The sequence below is a fragment of the Planosporangium flavigriseum genome, assembly GCF_011947225.1.
GTDB classification, from domain to species: domain Bacteria; phylum Actinomycetota; class Actinomycetes; order Mycobacteriales; family Micromonosporaceae; genus Planosporangium; species Planosporangium flavigriseum.
In genome coordinates, this window is sequence record NZ_JAATVW010000007.1 from 131,257 (window position 1) to 148,094 (window position 16,838).

Genomic DNA, 16,838 nt, shown 5'->3' on the forward strand with positions numbered 1-16,838 from the left:
CTGGTACGACTCTGGCGACACAGGCCAGGGGCCGCCGCACCTCCTGATCCGATTCCGGCGAGGGAGGGGAGTGGTGTGTCGAGCCTCCGGAGGTCGGCCGGCCTGACGCGGCCGACGCTGTCCGCAATGCTTGCGCCCCGGGTTGTCACGCGCGAAGAGCGGTTCGGCGCCGTCGCCTACGTACCCGATCGCGATCACTTCTTCGGTCTGCGTGGCGCCCCGGCGCGGGTGGTCGTCGCGCTGGCGCGCGGGGATCCGATCGCACCGGCCGACGTGGACCTCGTCCGGGTGCTGGCCGAGTTCGGCATCGCGCGCACGGTGCCGGACACGGCGCAGCGTCCGCACTTCGGTACGTCGCTGCTCGGGCACTTCGACGAGCCGCCCGTGGTGGACAGACCCTTGGTGGTCAACTGCTTCGCGACCGCGCACTGTCCACTTCGGTGCCGGTACTGCCACGCCGACGACCTGATGCAGGCGTACCGGGACAGCGAGAGCGACGACGAGTCGTGGCGGGTGGCGCGGATGGCCGCGGCCGTTCCCGCTCTCGTCGCGGTGGTCACCGGCGGCGAGCCGCTGATCCGGCCCGAGCGTACGCGGGTGCTCGTCGGGGAGGTCGCGGCGGCCGGGAAGGCTGTCGTCCTCGACAGCTCGGGCGTCGGCGACCTCGACCCCGTACTGCCGGTGCTGTGCGAGTACGGGGTGCACGTACGCATCTCTATGGACAGTCTCGACCGGCGCGACAACGACCGGATGCGCCCTGTCAACCGCCGTTACCTGCCGGCGGGCACCAGCTCCGGCGAGCGGGCGCTGCGCACACTGTCCGAACTGGCCGCCGCCGGGATCGCCACCACCGTCCAGACCGTGGTGACCGCCGGCAACGAGAACCTCGACTTCCTGTACGCGATGCGGGACGGACTGATCGCGCTCGGCGTACGCAACTGGGTGCTGCACGTCGTCGTACCCGCGGGCAAGGCGGCGCTGCCCCGCAACCAGGAGCTGCGACCCAGCGCGTACGTGCTGCCCACCCTCGCCGAGCTGGTGACGGTGTCCGCGGACGAGCGGCTGCCCCTCAACATCAGGGTGACCGGCACCCACCGGGCGCCCAACTCGGTGCTGCTGATCGGCAGCCGGGGCGATCTGTACGTCGAGCGGGAGTTCGGCGGCAAGCTCCGGATCGCCGGCCCGGACGACTCCGAAGCCGATGTCATAGAGGCCTTTCGAATTCACGTCAACCTGGTGGAGCATGTGAGTCGGTACCTCAACGGGAGCATCCAGCTGTTCCCGCGCCAGCGGTGACGCGCTGGCGAGAAGAGGTGGCGCGACCTTAAGGCGGCGGGATGCCGTGACCGGGGCAGTGGAGACGGAGAGCAAGCACCGTGTCCGGGACACAGGTGCGGTCCGGGCCGTGCTCGACCGGCTCGGCTTCCGGGCGGACGCCGCGTCTCTGCAGGCCGACGAGTACTACGACACGCCCGCCGGCCTGTTGCGTACGGCGGATCTGGTGCTCCGGCTGCGGTTGATCGACGGGCAGGTGACGGCGGGCTTCAAGGGGCCGCGGACGTTTCTGACGGACGGCTCGCACTCGCGGTTGGAGGTGGAGCTTCCGGCCGCCGAAGCCGAAGAGGTGCGTGAAGAGTTGGCGCGACAGGGGCTCGTCTGCGTCTGGCGCCTGCAGAAGCGGCGGCGTGAGTACCGCAGGGCCGGGTTGTCCATCGTCGTCTGCCTGGACGAACTGCCGAGGCTGGGGCACTTCGTGGAGCTTGAGGGGCCCTCCGACGACATCGCCGCGGTGAGACGGTCCCTCGGCGCCCACATCGGCCCGCCCGAGCGGCTCAACTACCGCGATCTGGCGCGGCGGTGGATGGCCGAGCGCGGAAGCGTGACCGCCGCGCTGACGTTCGGGGCGTAGTTCCCGTTACGAGCGCCGGTGACCAGTGGCGGCGCCCGTCGGCCGCGCTACATTTGACGGGTTCGGAGTCGGTTTGGCGGTGCACCGCGTGCGAAACCTCCCGTAAAGGAGGAACGCCTTGTTATCGACATACGTAACCTGGATTCTCGTGCTCCTCGCCCTTGCGGCGGGCGCGTGGGTCCTCATCCGCCCTAGCGGAGGTGCTCGGCCGAACACGGCCCGCGCTGATTCGACTCCGTCCGCTGAGATGGGCACGGACGGGACGATCGTCCCCGACGAGGAGCGGACCACCACTCCCAGAACGCCCCCTCTCCATGCGGTCAACAGCCCGCAGCGGTTTCCGGGCGAGCTGCCCCCGCCGGCGGACCTGCCGCGGGGCGGGACACCGCCGATGATCGGCGGGACGACGCTCGCCTCCAGCGGGCAGTCGTTCGGCGACATGCCGTCGATGCCGCCGCTCGGGATGTGGAGCGACGGCTACGCGCAGTCCGTCCGCGACCGCTGGCGCGACCTGCAGCTTCGCTTCATCGACGACCCGCACGAAGTGGCGAACGAGGCCGAGCGGGTCGTGGAGGAGACGGTGGAGGCCCTCACCGCGTCGCTCAACGCGTTCAAGAAGGACCTCGACGCCTGGCGCAACGGGCCGGGCGACACCGAGCAGCTGCGGGCCGCCGTGCACCGCTACCGTGACTTCCTGGACCGCCTGCTCGGCTCGTAGCGCGTACCGACAACGGCCGCCTCAACCCGACTCACCCAGGAACAGGGCCGACACCTCCCGGGCGATTGCCTGGATGACCCGGGGCCGCTCAGCCGGCGTCTCAAGGGCTCGCACCACGGCCTCCCACGAGTCCAGTGGACGGCCGCCGACCGACAGCGACGGGCGGTTGCGCAGGTACTGCGACAGCAGCAGCCCGTTCTGCACGATCCAGTGCAGGTAGTGCCCTTCGGTCCGCCACGTCGGCAGCTCGCAGGTTCGCTCCAGGTGCTCCTTCAGCTCCTGGAAGCTGTTGCAGCGCAGCATGCCGGCGTCCTGGCGCAGGTTCACGATCCGCGGGTTGTACAGGTGGCGTACCGGATCGGCGAAGACCTCGTGCCACAGCCGCCACATGGTGGCCTCGTCGTCGCCGCCGAGCGTGACGACGCAGTCGCCCTGGTTGTCGAGCAGGAGATAGTGCAGGTACGCCCAGACCGCGAGGGGGCTCCAGAGGCGCTCCGCCCGGGTGGTGGCCAGGCCGGTCGTCACGGCGACCGCGTCCACGTCGTCGGCGTCGGCGTCCGGGATGGACTTGATGGTCCTGGCGAGGGCGTACAGGGTGCTGTGGCGGTAGTAGTCGCGCTCGACCGCCCAGGGGTCGGTCGGGCGCGCCAGCATGGCCGGGTCGAGCAGACGCTTGGCGATCCGGTCCGGTTCGCAGAACGCCTCGAGCGACTCCACCGTCGGCGGCCGGGCCCCCTCCACCAGCCGGAACCAGCGCTGTACGTCCGCACGCATCACCCGGCGCAGCTCGTCGGGGTGCACCTCGGCCGCAAGGTCCTCGAAGCACAGCAGTACCCGCATGCCGCGCGCCGACAGAGCGGCCGCGATGAGCGCCTGCACCGCGTGGATCAGGGTCGGCTGGCGCAGCTGCACCGGCCAGTACAGCACCGACGGCGGTACGTCGGCGGAGCCGCCCTCCAGGCGCCAGCCGAACTCGCGGTCGAGCTGGCGCAGGAGCTCGTCAGCCGACTGGCGAGCGCCCAGCAGGCGCTCCAGTTCGGTGTGCCGTACCCGATGCCCGCTTCCGGTGCGGGGCACCGGGATGAGGGGCGGCGGGCCCGGTGCGGTCTCCGGCACCGGTGCGGTCTCCGGCACCGGTGCGGTCGTCGGCACCGGCGTCGGCGGCGCGACCACGGGCACCCGCTCCTGCAGCACCCGCGACAGCGCCGGGAAGAGCCGGTCGCTGTCCACCCCGTGGTAGACCGACAGCGTGAGCGTCGGGTCTGCCGCCGACGGCAGCGGTGCGACGTCGGGATCCGCGCTGTGCAGCGCCCAGAGCACGTCGAGGTCGCCGCCGGCCGACAGGAGCCGGAGCGCGGCGGTGAACGTGTCGTCCCAACCGCTGCAACCGACAACGCAGATCGTCTCGTCGCGCAGGAGATCGGCCAGCTCACCGGCCACGGCGGCGCGGTTGGCCCGAAGCAGCTCGGGGTCGTGCAGCACCGACCGGTCGTCGGTTTCGTCGGTCGGTCGCCAGTACCCGTGCAGGTGCACCACGTCCACGGTGCCCTCGTCGTCGAGCGGTGCCCGCAGCGTTCCGTCCCGTCTGAGGAGCAGCGTGCGTACCCGACCGCCCGCGCGCTGGACCGCGACCTCGATCAGCGGGTCGAAGTTGGTGGTGAGTACCCGGTGGCCGAAGCTGGCCGGCCGGGTCGCCAACAGGGCGCCGAGCGCGCGTACCCCGGCGGGCAGCAGCCAGCTGTCCAGATCGGCCTCCAGAAGGGCGCCGCGCTGGAAGCCGACGCGCTCGAAGGCGCCGGCCGCGCCGTCCTGTGGGCCCTGGGCCTGCAGCACCGCCTGCTGCACCACGATGTCGAACTCGATCGGGGACACCCATTCGGTGAAGGTGCGCTTGTAGGCCCGGTACATGTCCACCGGCCGGTCGGAGTGGGCGGCGCGGACCTGGGCGAGCGCGGCCGCGAGGTCGGGGTTCTCGATGCCTTCGGCGACGAACCGGTCGGCCAGATCCACCATGCGCGCCACGCCGGGCACGGCGGGCGCGGTCACGCCCGAACCGAGGACGAGCGCCACCCGCCGGCCGCGCTGTACGGCTGTCGCCAGGCGGTTGACCAGACCGACCTCGGTGGCCACGACTTCTCCTCAGTCCTACCGGCCCTGCTGCTGCCAGAACCATGTGTCCAGCTGGGTGCCCGAGACCACCAGCTCACCGGCGGCCAACTCGGCCTCGAGTTGGCCCGGCCGCCAGCCGAGGTACCCGACGAACAGGCACGCCGCCGACAGCGTGGACGCCGTGGCCCCGTCGACGGGCACCGCGACGGTGCCCAGCCCCCCGTGTACCGGCCGGAAGCCCGCGGGGCGACGCGCGTTCGCGTGCGGGGCGGCCAGCAGTATGACGACATCGCGCACCGGACCGCCGTCGAACACCGGCGCGAACGCGAGCGCCGCCGGCGTGGGGTGCTCGAAGACTTCCTGTGCCGAGCGTGTGGTCGGGCGGTCCAGTCGTACTCCCATGGCGCCGGTGGCGGGGCTGTGCGCGAGCACTGCCACCGTGGCGCCGCGCAGCTCATCGTCGCTCACCGCCGGGCCGGCGACCAGCACACTTCCAGCATGTGAAAGTGGACCGGGCTGGACGGCCGGCGGGGCCGGCGCGGGTCGCCGTGCCGGGCGGGCGAGGTTGCGCACCAGCGGTACCCGCTCGCCGCCGTTACGGCAGCGCAACTCCGGCAACGGCCGGGCCTTTCGCCGCATGTCCAGCAGGACCTCGTCGTACACGGTCGCCACGTCGAGCGGGTCGGGGCCGTCGGGTACCCCTTCGCGCAACACCCCCACCAGCGCGCCGGTGAACGCGGTGTACTTCTCGTCCGGTGGTGCGAGGGCGACCCGGTTGGGGGAGGTGGCGACCAGGATGCAGGTCCGGTCGATCTCGACCTCGTCGGCGACCGCGGTCAGGTCGTCGCCCATGCCGCTGATCGCCCGCCCGGCGTAACAGCAGTCGAGGATCACGACCCGCCGGCTCGCCGGGCTCGCCAGGACGGAGCGGCGGATCCACTCGTATGGCACGGCGGTGGCGTACGCGGCTTCCCGGTCGGTCTCGCGGACGGCCAGGTGCAGTTCGCCGGTGCGCGCGTCGACCAGGCCGTGACCGGCGAAGTACACCAGCAGCAGGCCGCCGACGCCGGCCGAGCGAGCCGCCCGGCGCAGCGGTCCGTCGACCTCCTGCGGCGTTTTCGGGTCGGCCACGATGCGGCAGTTGTCCGCAGGCAGGCCCCAGAGCCGGTCGTCGGTCAGGACGTCGCAGATTCCGGTGAGATTGTTGGCGACCGCGGGCAACGGCGGCAGCCGGGTGTACGCGCCAACTCCGACGAGGGCGACCTGGGAGCGAAGCGGATCGGAGAGCTGCGCCAACCGTCAACCCGTTTCGACTTTCGCCGCGATCGCCTCGGCCTCAGCGGCGTCGTCGGTGTCGACCGGCACCTCCCGGCCGTCGCGCTCGATGATCACCCGTACCGGCCGCCCGTGCGAGGCGCGCCACATGATGATGGACAGCACAAGCTGCGCGGTCGTCAGGCCGGAGCCGATGACGAGGCCGAGTACGTCGAGGCCGGGTCCCATGTGATCGGCGTGCCCTGGATCTGCGCTGCCGTCGCCGTCGGACATCGTCGGCTCGCCGTGCGTACGCACCCGCGGCTCATCCTGCAGCCAGGTGAACAGCGAGCGGGCCTCGTCGATCGAGCCGTCCGCCACGCGCACGCGTAATTGCACGCCCCGTCACCTCGCATCGACCCATGCGTCTGGTTGGAAGCCATCGACCATACCTAAGGTAGCCACGCAATGTCACTGTGTAAGAGCAGCGTGAGGGGTGGTCGACGGGGCGCTGAGGGCGGCGAGCAAGATAGCGGAATGGAGTACGACGCGTTTCTGCTGGTTTCGTTCGGCGGTCCGGAGGGGCCGGACGATGTCATCCCGTTTCTGGAGAATGTGACGCGGGGGCGGGGAATCCCGGCAGAGCGGCTGGCCGAAGTGGCCGAGCATTACCGGCATTTCGGAGGTGTCTCGCCCATCAACGCCCAGAACCGCGAACTACTCGCGGCGCTCGCCGAGGAACTGCCCCGGGCGGGCATCGACCTTCCTCTGTACTGGGGCAACCGCAACTGGGAGCCGTACCTCAGCAAAACCGTTGCACAAATGCGCGATGACGGGGTCCGCCGGGCCATCGCGTTCGTGACCAGTGCGTACGGGTCGTACTCGGCGTGCGGGCAGTACCTCGAGGACATCGCGCGCGCCCGGGCCGAGGTGGGGCCCGACGCGCCGCACATCGACAAGCTTCGGCACTTCCACGACCACCCCGGTTTCGTACTGCCGCACGCCGACGCCGTGAAAGCGGCGCTGGACACGCTGCCGGACCGGACGCCGGAGCGCACCCGTCTCGTCTTCACCGCGCACTCGATCCCGACCTCGATGGACGCGACCAGCGGACCGGACGGTCGGCGGTACTCCACTCAGGTACGGGAGACCGCGCGCCTGGTCGGCGGCCTCGCCGCGCTGGAACTGGCGTGGGACCTCGTGTGGCAGAGCCGTTCCGGCCCGCCGCAGGTGCCCTGGCTGGAGCCGGACGTCAACGACCACCTGGAGGCGCTCGCTGCCGACGGGGTCCGCAACGTCGTGGTCTCGCCCGTCGGCTTCATCTCCGACCACCTCGAAGTCATCTGGGACCTCGACAACGAGGCGGCCGAGACGGCGCGGAAACTGGGCCTGAACTTCGCCCGGGCCGCGACGCCGGACACCGACCCGCGGTTCGTCAGCATGGTGTGCGACCTGGTCCGGGAGCGGATCGACCCGGCGGCACCGCGGGCGGCGCTCGGCTGCGTGCCGACCTGGGACGTGTGCCCGCGCGACTGCTGCCCCGCACCTCGGAGGGCCGGTTCATGACCGTCAGACCACGTAAGCCGGTCGAGTCCTGGCTGACCGACATGGACGGCGTGCTCATCCACGAAGGACACCCGATACCCGGCGCGCCGGAGTTCATCGGGAAGCTCCGTGAGTCGGGCCGGCCGTTCCTGGTGTTGACCAACAACTCCATGTACACCGCGCGTGACCTGCACGCCCGGCTGGCGCGGATGGGCATCGACGTGCCGGAGACCTCGATCTGGACGTCCGCGCTGGCGACCGCCCAGTTCCTCGACGACCAGCGGCCCGGCGGCACCGCGTACGTCATCGGCGAAGCCGGGCTGACCACGGCGCTGCACGACATCGGGTACGTCCTGAGCAACCAGGAGCCCGACTACGTCGTGCTGGGGGAGACCCGCACCTACAGCTTCGAGGCGATCACCACGGCGATCCGGCTGATCAACAACGGCGCCCGGTTCATCGCGACCAACCCCGACGCGACCGGGCCGTCCGCCGAAGGCGCCCTGCCGGCGTGTGGCGCGGTGGCGGCGCTGATCTCGAAGGCGACCGGGGTGGACCCGTACTTCATCGGCAAGCCGAACCCGATGATGATGCGCTCGGCCCTCAACACCATCAACGCGCACTCGGAGACGACCGCCATGATCGGCGACCGGATGGACACCGACGTGCTGTGCGGCCTGGAGGCCGGGCTGGAGACGATCCTGGTGCTCACCGGCATCAGTACCCGCGCGGACATCGACCGGTACCCGTACCGCCCGTCGCGGGTGATCCCGTCGATCGCGGAGTTGATCGACGAGGTGTAGTCGGCTAGATCATCGGGGCGTTGCAGGCGGCGACCAGCGCCCGACGGCAGGAGGCCAGCAGCGGGCGAAGCGCGGCATCGCGCTGCTGCGCCTCGTACCCGTTGACCGCGCCGCCGGGAGCGGACTGGTCAGCCAGGGCCAGCACCTGATCGAGGACGCTGGCCCGGGCGTAGAGCCGGCGGGCCCGGGGGTCGTAGCCCGGCGGAAGATCCGCGGCATTGTCCGGGCTGCGGAGCGCTGCGAGGGCGCTGGCCAGTTCCGGCCGCCACTGCGCGATGTCGAGCCGGGCGAGGGCCCGGGTCGACTCGGCGAGGGTCTGGGACAGCTCAGCCTCGGCCTCCGCGGCGGTCGGTTCGTCGACCGGCCGCCCCGTGGACTCGGGCAGCGGGTAGCAGCGCCACAGCACCGTCTCGAAGGTCACCCCGGAGCCGGAGGTGTGCGTGCGCACCTCGGGAACCAGTCCGAGCCCCGGTGTTACGACACCCTCGCCAGCGACCAGGGCCGCGCCCGTGAACGGGCCGGGGCCGGGCAGGCCACGGGGGTCACCCGGCGCGGGCAGCGCCAGCCGGATCTGGTCCGGGTGGCACTTGGAGAGGTGCGTGAGCCCCTCGCCGAGCGGGATGTCGGTCCAGGTGCCGGGGGCGTCCGCGACCAGGTGCTCCTCGTCGGCCGCGATCTGGTCGGCGACGTCGTCGTACGGCACCAGGCCGGCGCGCCAAGCGCGTACCCAGGCGACGAACCGGGTCGACCGGCGCACGGTCATGGTCGCCTCGTGCGCTGCGGGGAACATGCCCGCAACTGTACGTGCTGCATGGGCGACTGTCTCGTGCCTGCCGGCGTACGTGTCGTCGCATGGGCGCGTCGCCGTGATAAGCCGCATCGACCCCGATAGGCTCCCCGCTCGTGTACGGCGAAGACGTGCTCGCGGGCAACTGGCGGCGACGCAAGGTGGTGCCCGAGATCGACGCGGAACCCGATCTCGTCGTCGAGGACGCGGACTCCGGGTTCTGCGGCGCTGTCGTCGGGTTCGAGTTCGGCGCGGTCGTGTTGGAGGACCGGCACGGCCGGCGTCGCAACTTCCCGCTGGAGCCGGCGGCGTTCCTGCTCGACGGCGAGGTCGTGACCCTGCGCAAGCCGGCGGCAGCGGCCGCTCCGGCGAAGCCGCGCCGTACCGCGTCCGGGTCGATCGCGCTGGACAAGGTCGACGCGCGGGTCGCGCGGGCCAGCCGCATCTGGGTCGAGGGCATCCACGACGCCGCCCTGGTGGAGCGCATCTGGGGTGACGACCTGCGCATCGAGGGCGTGGTAGTGGAGCCGCTCGACGGTATCGACGAACTGCCGCAGGCGGTCCGCGCGTTCGGGTCCGGCCCGGAGCGCCGGCTCGGGGTGCTCGTCGACCACCTGGTGGCCGGCTCCAAGGAGAGCAGGATCGTCGCCTCGGTCACCTCACCCTATGTCCTGGTGACCGGCCATCCGTACATCGACATCTGGCAGGCCGTGAAGCCGGAGCGGCTCGGTATCCGGGCCTGGCCGCAGATCCCGCGTGGCCAGCCGTGGAAGGAAGGCGTCTGCGCGGCGCTGGGCGTGGCCGAACCGGTCGACCTGTGGCGGCGCATCCTCGCCTCGGTGTCGAGCTTCCGCGACGTGGAGACGCCACTGATCGGCGCGATGGAGCGGCTGATCGACTTCGTGACGGCCCCGGGCGAGTAGGCCCGGCCCTACCTCGCCGGCCAGGCGTCACGGGTGAACACGAACGTTGCGATGTCGAGTGCCGCCACGGCGTCGGCCTCCCGGCGTACCAACAGCACTTCGCCCTCGTTGGACCCCGCGTGGCAGCGCCACCGGTCCGGCCCCTCGCGGGTGAATCGCCACGCCTGACCGTGCTCGGGTACGGACGTCAGCACCAACTCGCCGGTCGCCGCGTCCCAGGAGGCCTGGAACTCCCTGCCCATCCACCACCACCGCCCGGTCAGCGGCAGCACGTCGGCGGGCGGTTCGGCGCCCGGCGCGGTCCCTGGCTCGGTCCCTGGCCGCCACGGCGCCGGGCGGGCCGGCTCCGCGTCGAGTACTGCGGTGAGCAGGTCTAGCCCCAGCTCACCGATGTGCCCGCCGTGCAGCGTGTACGCGTTGGCGAAGGCGACCACCCCGGTACGCGAGGGCCGGTGCACGGCGAGGACCGCCAGGTACCCGGGCATCGAGCCGGTGTGGCCCACGTACACCCGTTCGCCGCGCCGCCACAGTTGCAGCCCGAGCCCGTGCCCGGCGGTCCAGGAGTCGAGATCGCTGATCACCACGGGCACGCACATCTCGGCCAGGGTGGCGGGCGTAAGAACGGACGGTTCGGGCTGCGCCAGGAACGTCGCCCAGCGCAGCAGGTCGTCGGTCGTGGACCACAGCTGGCCGGCGGGCGCCATCGCCCCGGCGTCGTGGCGCGGCTCCTCCCGCAGCGTGTCGTGCCACGGGTGCACCACGTACCCGCGGGCGAACGGCTCGGTCGGGTGGTACGTGGTCCGCGCCATGCCGAGCGGGACGAGCAGGCGCGTGGCGACGAGGTCCCACCACGGCTGCCCGGTGAGCCGGGTCAGTGCGGCACCGAGCAGCCCGTACCCCAGGTTGGAGTAGTGGTGGGTCCGGTGCGGCGGGTACGCGATCTTCTCCGGGGTGAGCGCGCCCAGGAAGCGGTCCAGGTCGACGCCGGCCGACCGCTCCCACCAGTCGCCGTCGGGCTCGCTCTGCAGCCCGGAGACGTGACCGAGGAGTTGTCGCACGGTGACGTCGCCGACGGGGGTGCCCGGGAGGTGTCGGCGCAGCGGGTCGTCGAGCACCAGCCGGCCTTCGTCGCGGAGCGCGAGGACCAGCGCGGCCGTCATCGTCTTGGTGATCGAGCCGATCCGGAACTGCGTGTCGGGCCCGGGTCGGGAGCCCTGCCCGGCGCCGGTGAACTCCCCGGCGCCGGTGAAGTGGACCGGCTCCCCGTCGCGTACGACCGCGGCGACCAGGGCGGGTACTCGACCGTGTGACTGCGCCGCCGCGACGGCGTCGTCGATCCGGCGGGCGGTGTCGGGCAGCAGCGGCATGGCGGCGATCTTATGGCCGTCGCGGAGGCGTGCGCGTACGTGTCACGATCGAGGCGTGGCGGTGCTTTTGTGGATAGTAGCGGCGGTGGGACTCGCGGTGGCCGAGCTCTTCACCGGTACGTTCGTGCTGCTCATGCTGGCCGGCGGGGCACTCGCGGCGGCGGTGACGGCCGCGTTGGTCGATGCGCTGTGGGCGCAGGCTCTGGTCTTCGCGCTGGTGTCGGCGCTCGCTCTGGTCGTGGCGCGGCCGGCGCTCAAGCGGCGGCTCGATCGGGGCGACGGCGGGGCGGTCCGGATCGGCCTGGCCGCCATCGAAGGGTCGGCCGGCGTCGTGCTCGAGCGGGTGGACGCCGACCGCGGTCTGGTGAAGATCGACGGCGAGCTGTGGCAGGCCCGGTCCTTCGACGGGACCGAGGTGTACGAGCCCGGCGAGCGGGTGCAGGTGATCGAGGTCAAGGGTGCGACGGCGATGGTGTGGAGGGGCTGAGATACCAGTGGGCGAAGCGATTCTGATCGCGCTGGCGGTGGCGCTGGCGTTGATCGTGATTACGGTGTTGTTCCGGTCGGTGCGGGTGGTGCCGCAGCAGCGTATGGACGTGGTGGAGCGGTTGGGCAAGTACCACCGCACGCTCACGCCCGGTCTCAATCTGCTGGTGCCGTTCATCGACGCGGTGCGCACCAAGGTGGACATGCGCGAACAGGTGGTCAGCTTCCCACCGCAGCCCGTCATCACCTCCGACAACCTGGTCGTGTCGATCGACACGGTGCTGTACTTCAAGGTCGTCGACCCGGTACGGGCGACCTACGAGATCGCCAACTTCCTGCAGGCGATCGAGCAGTTGACGGTGACGACGCTGCGGAACGTCATCGGCTCTATGGATCTGGAGAAGGCCCTGACCAGTCGGGACGAGATCAACCGGCACCTGTCGGGAGTTCTGGACGAGACGACCGGGCGCTGGGGCATCAAGGTGACCCGGGTGGAGATCAAGGCGATCGAGCCGCCGCCGAGCATCCGCGACTCGATGGAGAAGCAGATGCGGGCCGAGCGGGACCGGCGCGCGGTGATCCTGCAGGCCGAGGGGCACAAGCAGGCCCAGATCCTGACCGCCGAGGGTGAGAAGCAGGCGGCGGTGCTGCGCGCCGAGGGCGACCGGGTGTCGCGGATCCTGACGGCTGAGGGCCAGGCGAAGGCGATCCAGACGGTCTTCGATGCCATCCACACCGCGGACCCCAACCCGCAGGTTCTGGCGTACCAGTACATGCAGGCCCTGCCGCAGATCGCGGCCGGACAGGCCAACAAGGTCTGGATCGTGCCGGCGGAGCTGACGCGGGCACTCGAAGGCATCGGCGGCGCGCTGGGCGGCCTGAGCGGGCTGGGCGTGGCCCCGGGCGTTGAGCGGCCGGAGGCCAAGGCCGCGGTCGACCAGGAGATGGCGCAGGCCGCCGAGGCAGCGGCCGAGGAGGCCCGGGCGGCCGCCACGTCGGCTGCCGACGCCGCCAGGGAGGCCAGTGTCGCGGTCGGCGGTCCGGGCAGCGGCCCCGGAAGCGTGACCGACCCGGAGAGCGCCGGTCCGGTCACCACCCCGGGCTCGTCGGCTGCGCCTCAGCAGCTCTCCGCCGCGCCCCGCAACCCCGCCAGCTCGCTGCTCGGGGACGAGGCACAGCCGGTTCGACAGCCGGAGTGAGCAGCTAGATCAAGGACGAACGGTGTCCCCGCCGTTCGTCCTTGATCAGCGCTAGCGTCACAATGGGCGGCGTGCCTGACCCAGTAGCTGTCACCGACCCCGATGATGAGCGGATCGCCGACTACCGCGCGCTGACCGATCTCGAGCTGCGTACCCGGTGGGAGCCGCCGAGCGGGCTTTTCATCGCCGAGGGTGAACTGGTGCTGCGCCGGGCGCTGCGGGCGGGCTACCGGATGCGGTCGGTGCTCGTCGACGAAAAGCGGCTCCGGCAGGTCAAGGACCTCGGCGACGACGCCCCCGTGTACGCGGCGAGCCAGGCTGTCATGGATGCCGTCACCGGATTCCACGTCCACCGTGGCGTGCTCGCGTCGTTCCACCGCAAGCCGTTGCTCGACCCGGGCGACGTCCTCGCCGGCGCCCGGCGGATCGCCATCCTCGAAGACGTCAACAACCACACCAACATCGGGGCGATCTTCAGGGGGGCGGCCGCCCTGGGCATGGACGCGGTGCTGCTGTCGCCCACCTGCGCCGACCCGCTCTACCGGCGCAGCGTAAGGGTGAGCATGGGGGAGGTCTTCGCCGTGCCGTACGCCACGCTGGACCCGTGGCCCGCCGGCCTCGAGCAGGTGCGGCGCGCCGGCTTCACGCTGCTGGCCATGACCCCCGCGCCGGACGCGCTGCCCATCCAGCGCCTGACCGCGAAAGAGCGGGAGCGGCCGGCCCTGCTGCTGGGCGCCGAGGGCGCCGGGCTGACGCGCGAGGCCATCGCAGCGAGCGACCAGGCGGTGGTGATCCCGATGCACGCCGGGGTGGACTCGCTCAACGTCGCGGCCGCGGCGGCCGTGGCCTTCTGGGAACTGTGCCGGGAGACTTGAGCCGTGTTCCCGACCGTCCGTGAAGTGCTCGCCCTCGATCCGGTCCGGTTAGGTGCGCCGCGCGTGGTCGCGGGCGAAGCCGGGCTCGACCGGACCGTGCGGTGGGTGCACAGCGCCGAGGTACCCGATATCGCCCACCTGCTGCGCGGCGGGGAACTCGTGCTCAGCACCGGCATCGGCCTGCCCGCCGACGACGACGGGCTGCGCCGGTTCGTCAGCGACCTCGCCGAGGTCGGCGCCTGCGGCCTGGTGCTCGAACTGGGTCGCAGGTACGCGACCTCGGTACCCAGGGCGATGGTCGCGGCGGCGCAGCGCCACGGGCTGCCCCTGATCGAGCTGCACCGGGCCACCCCGTTCGTGCCGGTCACCGAAGCCGTGCACGGGCTCATCATCGACGCCCAGCTCGCGGAGCTGCGCGCCACTGAGGAGATCCACCAGCGGTTCACCGAACTGTCGGTCGAGGGCGCCGAACCCGCGGAGGTGGTCGCGCAGGCGGCGGTGCTCGCCGGCGCCCCCGTCGTCCTGGAGAACCTCGCGCGACAGGTCCTCGCGTACGACGCCGCGGGGGAGCGGGCCGAGCTGCTGCTCGACGGCTGGGAGTCGTACTCGCGACGCATCCGCCCCGCCGGGCGCACCGGGTACGACCCGGACTCCGGTTGGCTGGTGACCGTCGTCGGCGCGCGCGGACAGGACTGGGGTCGGCTGCTGCTGCGCTGGGAGGGGCCGGGACCAGGCGGCTCACGTGGCGCCAACGGCGCGCCGCCGACGCGCCTGTCGATCCTGTTGGAGCGTGCCGCGTCGGCCCTCGCGCTGGGCCGGCTGATCCGCCGCGACGCCGAGGACCTCGCCCGTCAGATCCACCGGACGCTGTTGACCGCGCTGCTCGACCACACCGGGCCCGTCGATGAGGTCGCGCTGCGGGCGCGGGCGTTGGGCGTACCGCTGGAGCGTCGCCACCTGGTCGGTGTGGTCGTACGCCATCGGGCCGACCCGCCGGAGGCGCCGACCTCGGCCCAGGCGCGACTGCGGGACCTGGCCGAAGCGGTCGGCCAGGCGGTGCGCGAGGCGCGCCTGTCCGGGCTGGCGAGCGTACTGGACGACCACGCGGTCGGCGCCCTGCTGGCGTTGAAGAGCGCCGATGAGGCGGAGATGGCGCTGTTCCGGTTCGCGGCGGCGGTACGGTCCCTGGCCCGCGCCGAGGTCGTGGTCGCGGCGGGCTCCGGCGTGGACTCGCCGCGGGAGGCGCGTCGTTCGCTCCTGGAGGCCCGCCAGGTCGCGCACGCCGCCCGCCGGGACCGGCGGATGTCGGGCGCCGGGGCCGGCATGGTGTACCGGCTGCCCGACGTCGGCCTGGCCGGCCTGCTGCACCTGTTGCGCGACGAGCCCCGGCTGCAGACGTTCGTGGAGCGGGAGCTGGGCGGGCTGCTGACCTACGATGCGCAGCACCCACGCGAGCACCTGCTCGGCACGCTGCGGGCCTATCTGGAGTGCGGGCGCAACAAGTCGGCGGCGGCCGAGGCGACCCACCTGTCGCGGCCGGCGTTCTACGAGCGGCTGGCGCGCATCTCCCGCATCGTCGGTGCCGACCTGGACGCCGTGGACGTGTGCCTGTCACTACATGTGGCGCTGCTCGCGCTGGACGCGGTACGCGACGCCTGAGTCAGTGCACCGAGAGGTGTACGTGGTTGTAGTGGTCACCGGCCGGGGTGCCGTCGCCCGACGTGTACGCCTTCCAGCCCAGGCCCGGGAACCAGACCTGCTTGTACCAGATCACGTAGAGCACCCCGAGCCGATCGCTGTTGGCGATGAGCCAGCCGGCGAGCCGATCACCGTAGGCCTTGTCGGCCCCGCTGGCCCGCGCGTTCTGGAAGCCGCTGGCGTTGGCCGCGAAGTCACACGCCCGGCCCCTCGGGTGCTCGCCGCCACCGCCGGCGCGGTAGCACGCGGTGAAGTGGTCGAAGCCGGCGCTCTGCGCCTGCTGCAGCGCGTGCAGGGTGCGCGGGGTCAGGCAGCCCGACGTCGTCGGATCCTTGACCGAGCACGACTCTCTCGGCCAGCTTCCGTCGGAGTTGCGGGGCGCCGGGTTGGCGGTTGCCGCGAGCCCGGCGCCCAGCGACGATCCGCGACCCGGATTGCCCAGCGCCTGCTCCGCGTCCCGCTTGCGTTTGTCCATCTCGGCGAGCTGCTGCTCCTGCAGTTTGATCTCGTTGTCGAGGGCCGCCTTCTGCTCGGCGTACTCCTTCTTCGCCTTGGCGAGGGTGCGGATCTCCCGGTCATCGCGCTGCGTCAGGTAGTTGACCGTGGCGGCGTCGTGCAACATCACACCGGAGGGGCCGGCGTCCAGCAACACCATCGACACGTTGAGGCGGCTTCCGCGGTAGGCCGCGGCGGCGATCGGGCCGACCTCCGCGTCGAGCTCCTTGAGGCGAAGCTCGGCGGCGCCGAGGCGCTGCTGTAGGTCGCCCTGCCGCGCGCGGGAGGCGTCCAGTCGGCCCTTCGCGTCGTTGTACGCGCTGGCCGCGGCGTCGAGTTTCTCGCGGAGGGACTGGTTGCCGATGCCGTCCGGGTCGGCGGGTGCGGCGGCGGCCGGCACAGTCGCGGCGCCCAGAACGATCAACACGGAAGCCAGCAGCGCGACGGTCGTGGACAGGCGTCGTCGGACGAATGCCATGCAATTCACCAGTACGTACCCCATTTCGGCCGATCCGTAGGGTACCGCTCGACGTTGCCGACAGCACGGGCCCTCGACATGCGGTGGCGCGGCTCGCGGCCATTGACCGCGGTGGAGCCTACCGGACATGCGCGGCGACGGTGATGATCCGGTCGGACTGGCCGTTCGGTCACTCTGCTTCTTGTTGCGGCA

General features: G+C 71.7%; 16 protein-coding genes. 10 read left to right on the forward strand and 6 right to left on the reverse strand.

Annotation, left to right across the window (positions count from 1 at the left end; translation table 11 throughout):
• Positions 1 to 126 precede the first annotated feature (126 nt).
• The 3 genes from HC028_RS12780 (at position 127) to HC028_RS12790 (ending at position 2,627) form a co-directional block, all read left to right on the forward strand.
• On the forward strand, positions 127 to 1,296 hold the full coding sequence (locus HC028_RS12780) for a radical SAM protein (RefSeq protein ID WP_168076809.1): 1,170 nt from the start codon (positions 127 to 129) through the stop codon (positions 1,294 to 1,296).
• Positions 1,297 to 1,342: 46 nt separating this feature from the next.
• Complete coding sequence (locus HC028_RS12785) at positions 1,343 to 1,909, forward strand: class IV adenylate cyclase (RefSeq protein ID WP_168076811.1); 567 nt, start codon at positions 1,343 to 1,345, stop codon at positions 1,907 to 1,909.
• 247 nt (positions 1,910 to 2,156) lie between these two features.
• Complete coding sequence (locus HC028_RS12790) at positions 2,157 to 2,627, forward strand: hypothetical protein (protein WP_168076813.1); 471 nt, start codon at positions 2,157 to 2,159, stop codon at positions 2,625 to 2,627.
• Positions 2,628 to 2,648: 21 nt separating this feature from the next.
• Here HC028_RS12790 and HC028_RS12795 read toward each other — a convergent pair whose 3' ends face one another.
• The 3 genes from HC028_RS12795 to HC028_RS12805 are packed head-to-tail and all read right to left on the reverse strand — an operon-like array spanning position 2,649 to position 6,389.
• Positions 2,649 to 4,757 (reverse strand): SIR2 family protein, encoded by a 2,109-nt coding sequence (locus HC028_RS12795; protein WP_168076815.1) that lies wholly within the window; start codon positions 4,755 to 4,757, stop codon positions 2,649 to 2,651.
• A gap of 15 nt (positions 4,758 to 4,772) precedes the next feature.
• Positions 4,773 to 6,032 carry a YqgE/AlgH family protein gene (locus HC028_RS12800; RefSeq protein WP_168076817.1) on the reverse strand — a complete coding sequence of 420 codons (1,260 nt, stop codon included), beginning with the start codon at positions 6,030 to 6,032 and terminating at the stop codon, positions 4,773 to 4,775.
• A gap of 3 nt (positions 6,033 to 6,035) precedes the next feature.
• Positions 6,036 to 6,389 carry an effector-associated constant component EACC1 gene (locus HC028_RS12805; protein ID WP_168076819.1) on the reverse strand — a complete coding sequence of 118 codons (354 nt, stop codon included), beginning with the start codon at positions 6,387 to 6,389 and terminating at the stop codon, positions 6,036 to 6,038.
• Positions 6,390 to 6,527: 138 nt separating this feature from the next.
• On the opposite strand from HC028_RS12805, the gene HC028_RS12810 reads away from it, so the two are divergent.
• Together HC028_RS12810 and HC028_RS12815 are read left to right on the forward strand one after the other, a co-directional pair.
• Positions 6,528 to 7,556 (forward strand): ferrochelatase, encoded by a 1,029-nt coding sequence (locus HC028_RS12810; protein WP_168076821.1) that lies wholly within the window; start codon positions 6,528 to 6,530, stop codon positions 7,554 to 7,556.
• On the forward strand, positions 7,553 to 8,338 hold the full coding sequence (locus tag HC028_RS12815; RefSeq protein WP_168076823.1) for an HAD-IIA family hydrolase: 786 nt from the start codon (positions 7,553 to 7,555) through the stop codon (positions 8,336 to 8,338). Before HC028_RS12810 ends, HC028_RS12815 begins: the two co-directional genes overlap by 4 nt.
• Positions 8,339 to 8,342: 4 nt before the next feature.
• Here the strand turns inward: HC028_RS12815 and HC028_RS12820 are convergent, their stop codons facing one another.
• On the reverse strand, positions 8,343 to 9,128 hold the full coding sequence (locus tag HC028_RS12820; RefSeq protein WP_168076825.1) for a hypothetical protein: 786 nt from the start codon (positions 9,126 to 9,128) through the stop codon (positions 8,343 to 8,345).
• A gap of 113 nt (positions 9,129 to 9,241) precedes the next feature.
• Between HC028_RS12820 and HC028_RS12825 the strand changes: the two genes are divergently transcribed.
• Complete coding sequence (locus HC028_RS12825; RefSeq protein WP_168076827.1) at positions 9,242 to 10,048, forward strand: DUF3097 domain-containing protein; 807 nt, start codon at positions 9,242 to 9,244, stop codon at positions 10,046 to 10,048.
• An 8-nt stretch (positions 10,049 to 10,056) separates the two neighbouring features.
• Here the strand turns inward: HC028_RS12825 and HC028_RS12830 are convergent, their stop codons facing one another.
• A complete protein-coding gene (locus HC028_RS12830; RefSeq protein WP_168076829.1) occupies positions 10,057 to 11,415 on the reverse strand; it encodes a serine hydrolase domain-containing protein in 1,359 nt (452 codons plus the stop codon).
• Positions 11,416 to 11,470: 55 nt separating this feature from the next.
• On the opposite strand from HC028_RS12830, the gene HC028_RS12835 reads away from it, so the two are divergent.
• The 4 genes from HC028_RS12835 to HC028_RS28135 all read left to right on the forward strand — a co-directional run bounded on the left by HC028_RS12835 (position 11,471) and on the right by HC028_RS28135 (position 15,634).
• Positions 11,471 to 11,902: an NfeD family protein gene (locus tag HC028_RS12835; RefSeq protein WP_168076831.1), complete on the forward strand. Its 432-nt coding sequence runs from the start codon at positions 11,471 to 11,473 to the stop codon at positions 11,900 to 11,902.
• A 19-nt stretch (positions 11,903 to 11,921) separates the two neighbouring features.
• Positions 11,922 to 13,100: an SPFH domain-containing protein gene (locus HC028_RS12840; protein WP_373313889.1), complete on the forward strand. Its 1,179-nt coding sequence runs from the start codon at positions 11,922 to 11,924 to the stop codon at positions 13,098 to 13,100.
• Between the two features lie 62 nt (positions 13,101 to 13,162).
• Complete coding sequence (locus HC028_RS12845; RefSeq protein WP_168076835.1) at positions 13,163 to 13,975, forward strand: TrmH family RNA methyltransferase; 813 nt, start codon at positions 13,163 to 13,165, stop codon at positions 13,973 to 13,975.
• A gap of 3 nt (positions 13,976 to 13,978) precedes the next feature.
• Complete coding sequence (locus HC028_RS28135) at positions 13,979 to 15,634, forward strand: PucR family transcriptional regulator (protein WP_168076837.1); 1,656 nt, start codon at positions 13,979 to 13,981, stop codon at positions 15,632 to 15,634.
• A 1-nt stretch (position 15,635) separates the two neighbouring features.
• On the opposite strand, the gene HC028_RS12855 is transcribed toward HC028_RS28135, so the two are convergent.
• Positions 15,636 to 16,646, reverse strand: coding sequence for a coiled-coil domain-containing protein (locus HC028_RS12855; protein ID WP_168076839.1), 1,011 nt, complete (start codon positions 16,644 to 16,646; stop codon positions 15,636 to 15,638).
• Positions 16,647 to 16,838: the final 192 nt, after the last annotated feature.

Excerpts from the sequence above, each read along its gene's own strand:
- HC028_RS12780 (WP_168076809.1), top strand. The coding sequence starts at position 127 with ATGCTTGCGCCCCGGGTTGTCACGCGCGAAGAGCGGTTCGGCGCCGTC.
- HC028_RS12790 (WP_168076813.1), top strand. The coding sequence starts at position 2,157 with ATGGGCACGGACGGGACGATCGTCCCCGACGAGGAGCGGACCACCACT.
- HC028_RS12810 (WP_168076821.1), top strand. The coding sequence starts at position 6,528 with ATGGAGTACGACGCGTTTCTGCTGGTTTCGTTCGGCGGTCCGGAGGGG.
- HC028_RS12815 (WP_168076823.1), top strand. The coding sequence starts at position 7,553 with ATGACCGTCAGACCACGTAAGCCGGTCGAGTCCTGGCTGACCGACATG.
- HC028_RS12820 (WP_168076825.1), bottom strand. The coding sequence starts at position 9,128 with ATGTTCCCCGCAGCGCACGAGGCGACCATGACCGTGCGCCGGTCGACC.
- HC028_RS12830 (WP_168076829.1), bottom strand. The coding sequence starts at position 11,415 with ATGCCGCTGCTGCCCGACACCGCCCGCCGGATCGACGACGCCGTCGCG.
- HC028_RS12845 (WP_168076835.1), top strand. The coding sequence starts at position 13,163 with ATGGGCGGCGTGCCTGACCCAGTAGCTGTCACCGACCCCGATGATGAG.
- HC028_RS12855 (WP_168076839.1), bottom strand. The coding sequence starts at position 16,646 with ATGGCATTCGTCCGACGACGCCTGTCCACGACCGTCGCGCTGCTGGCT.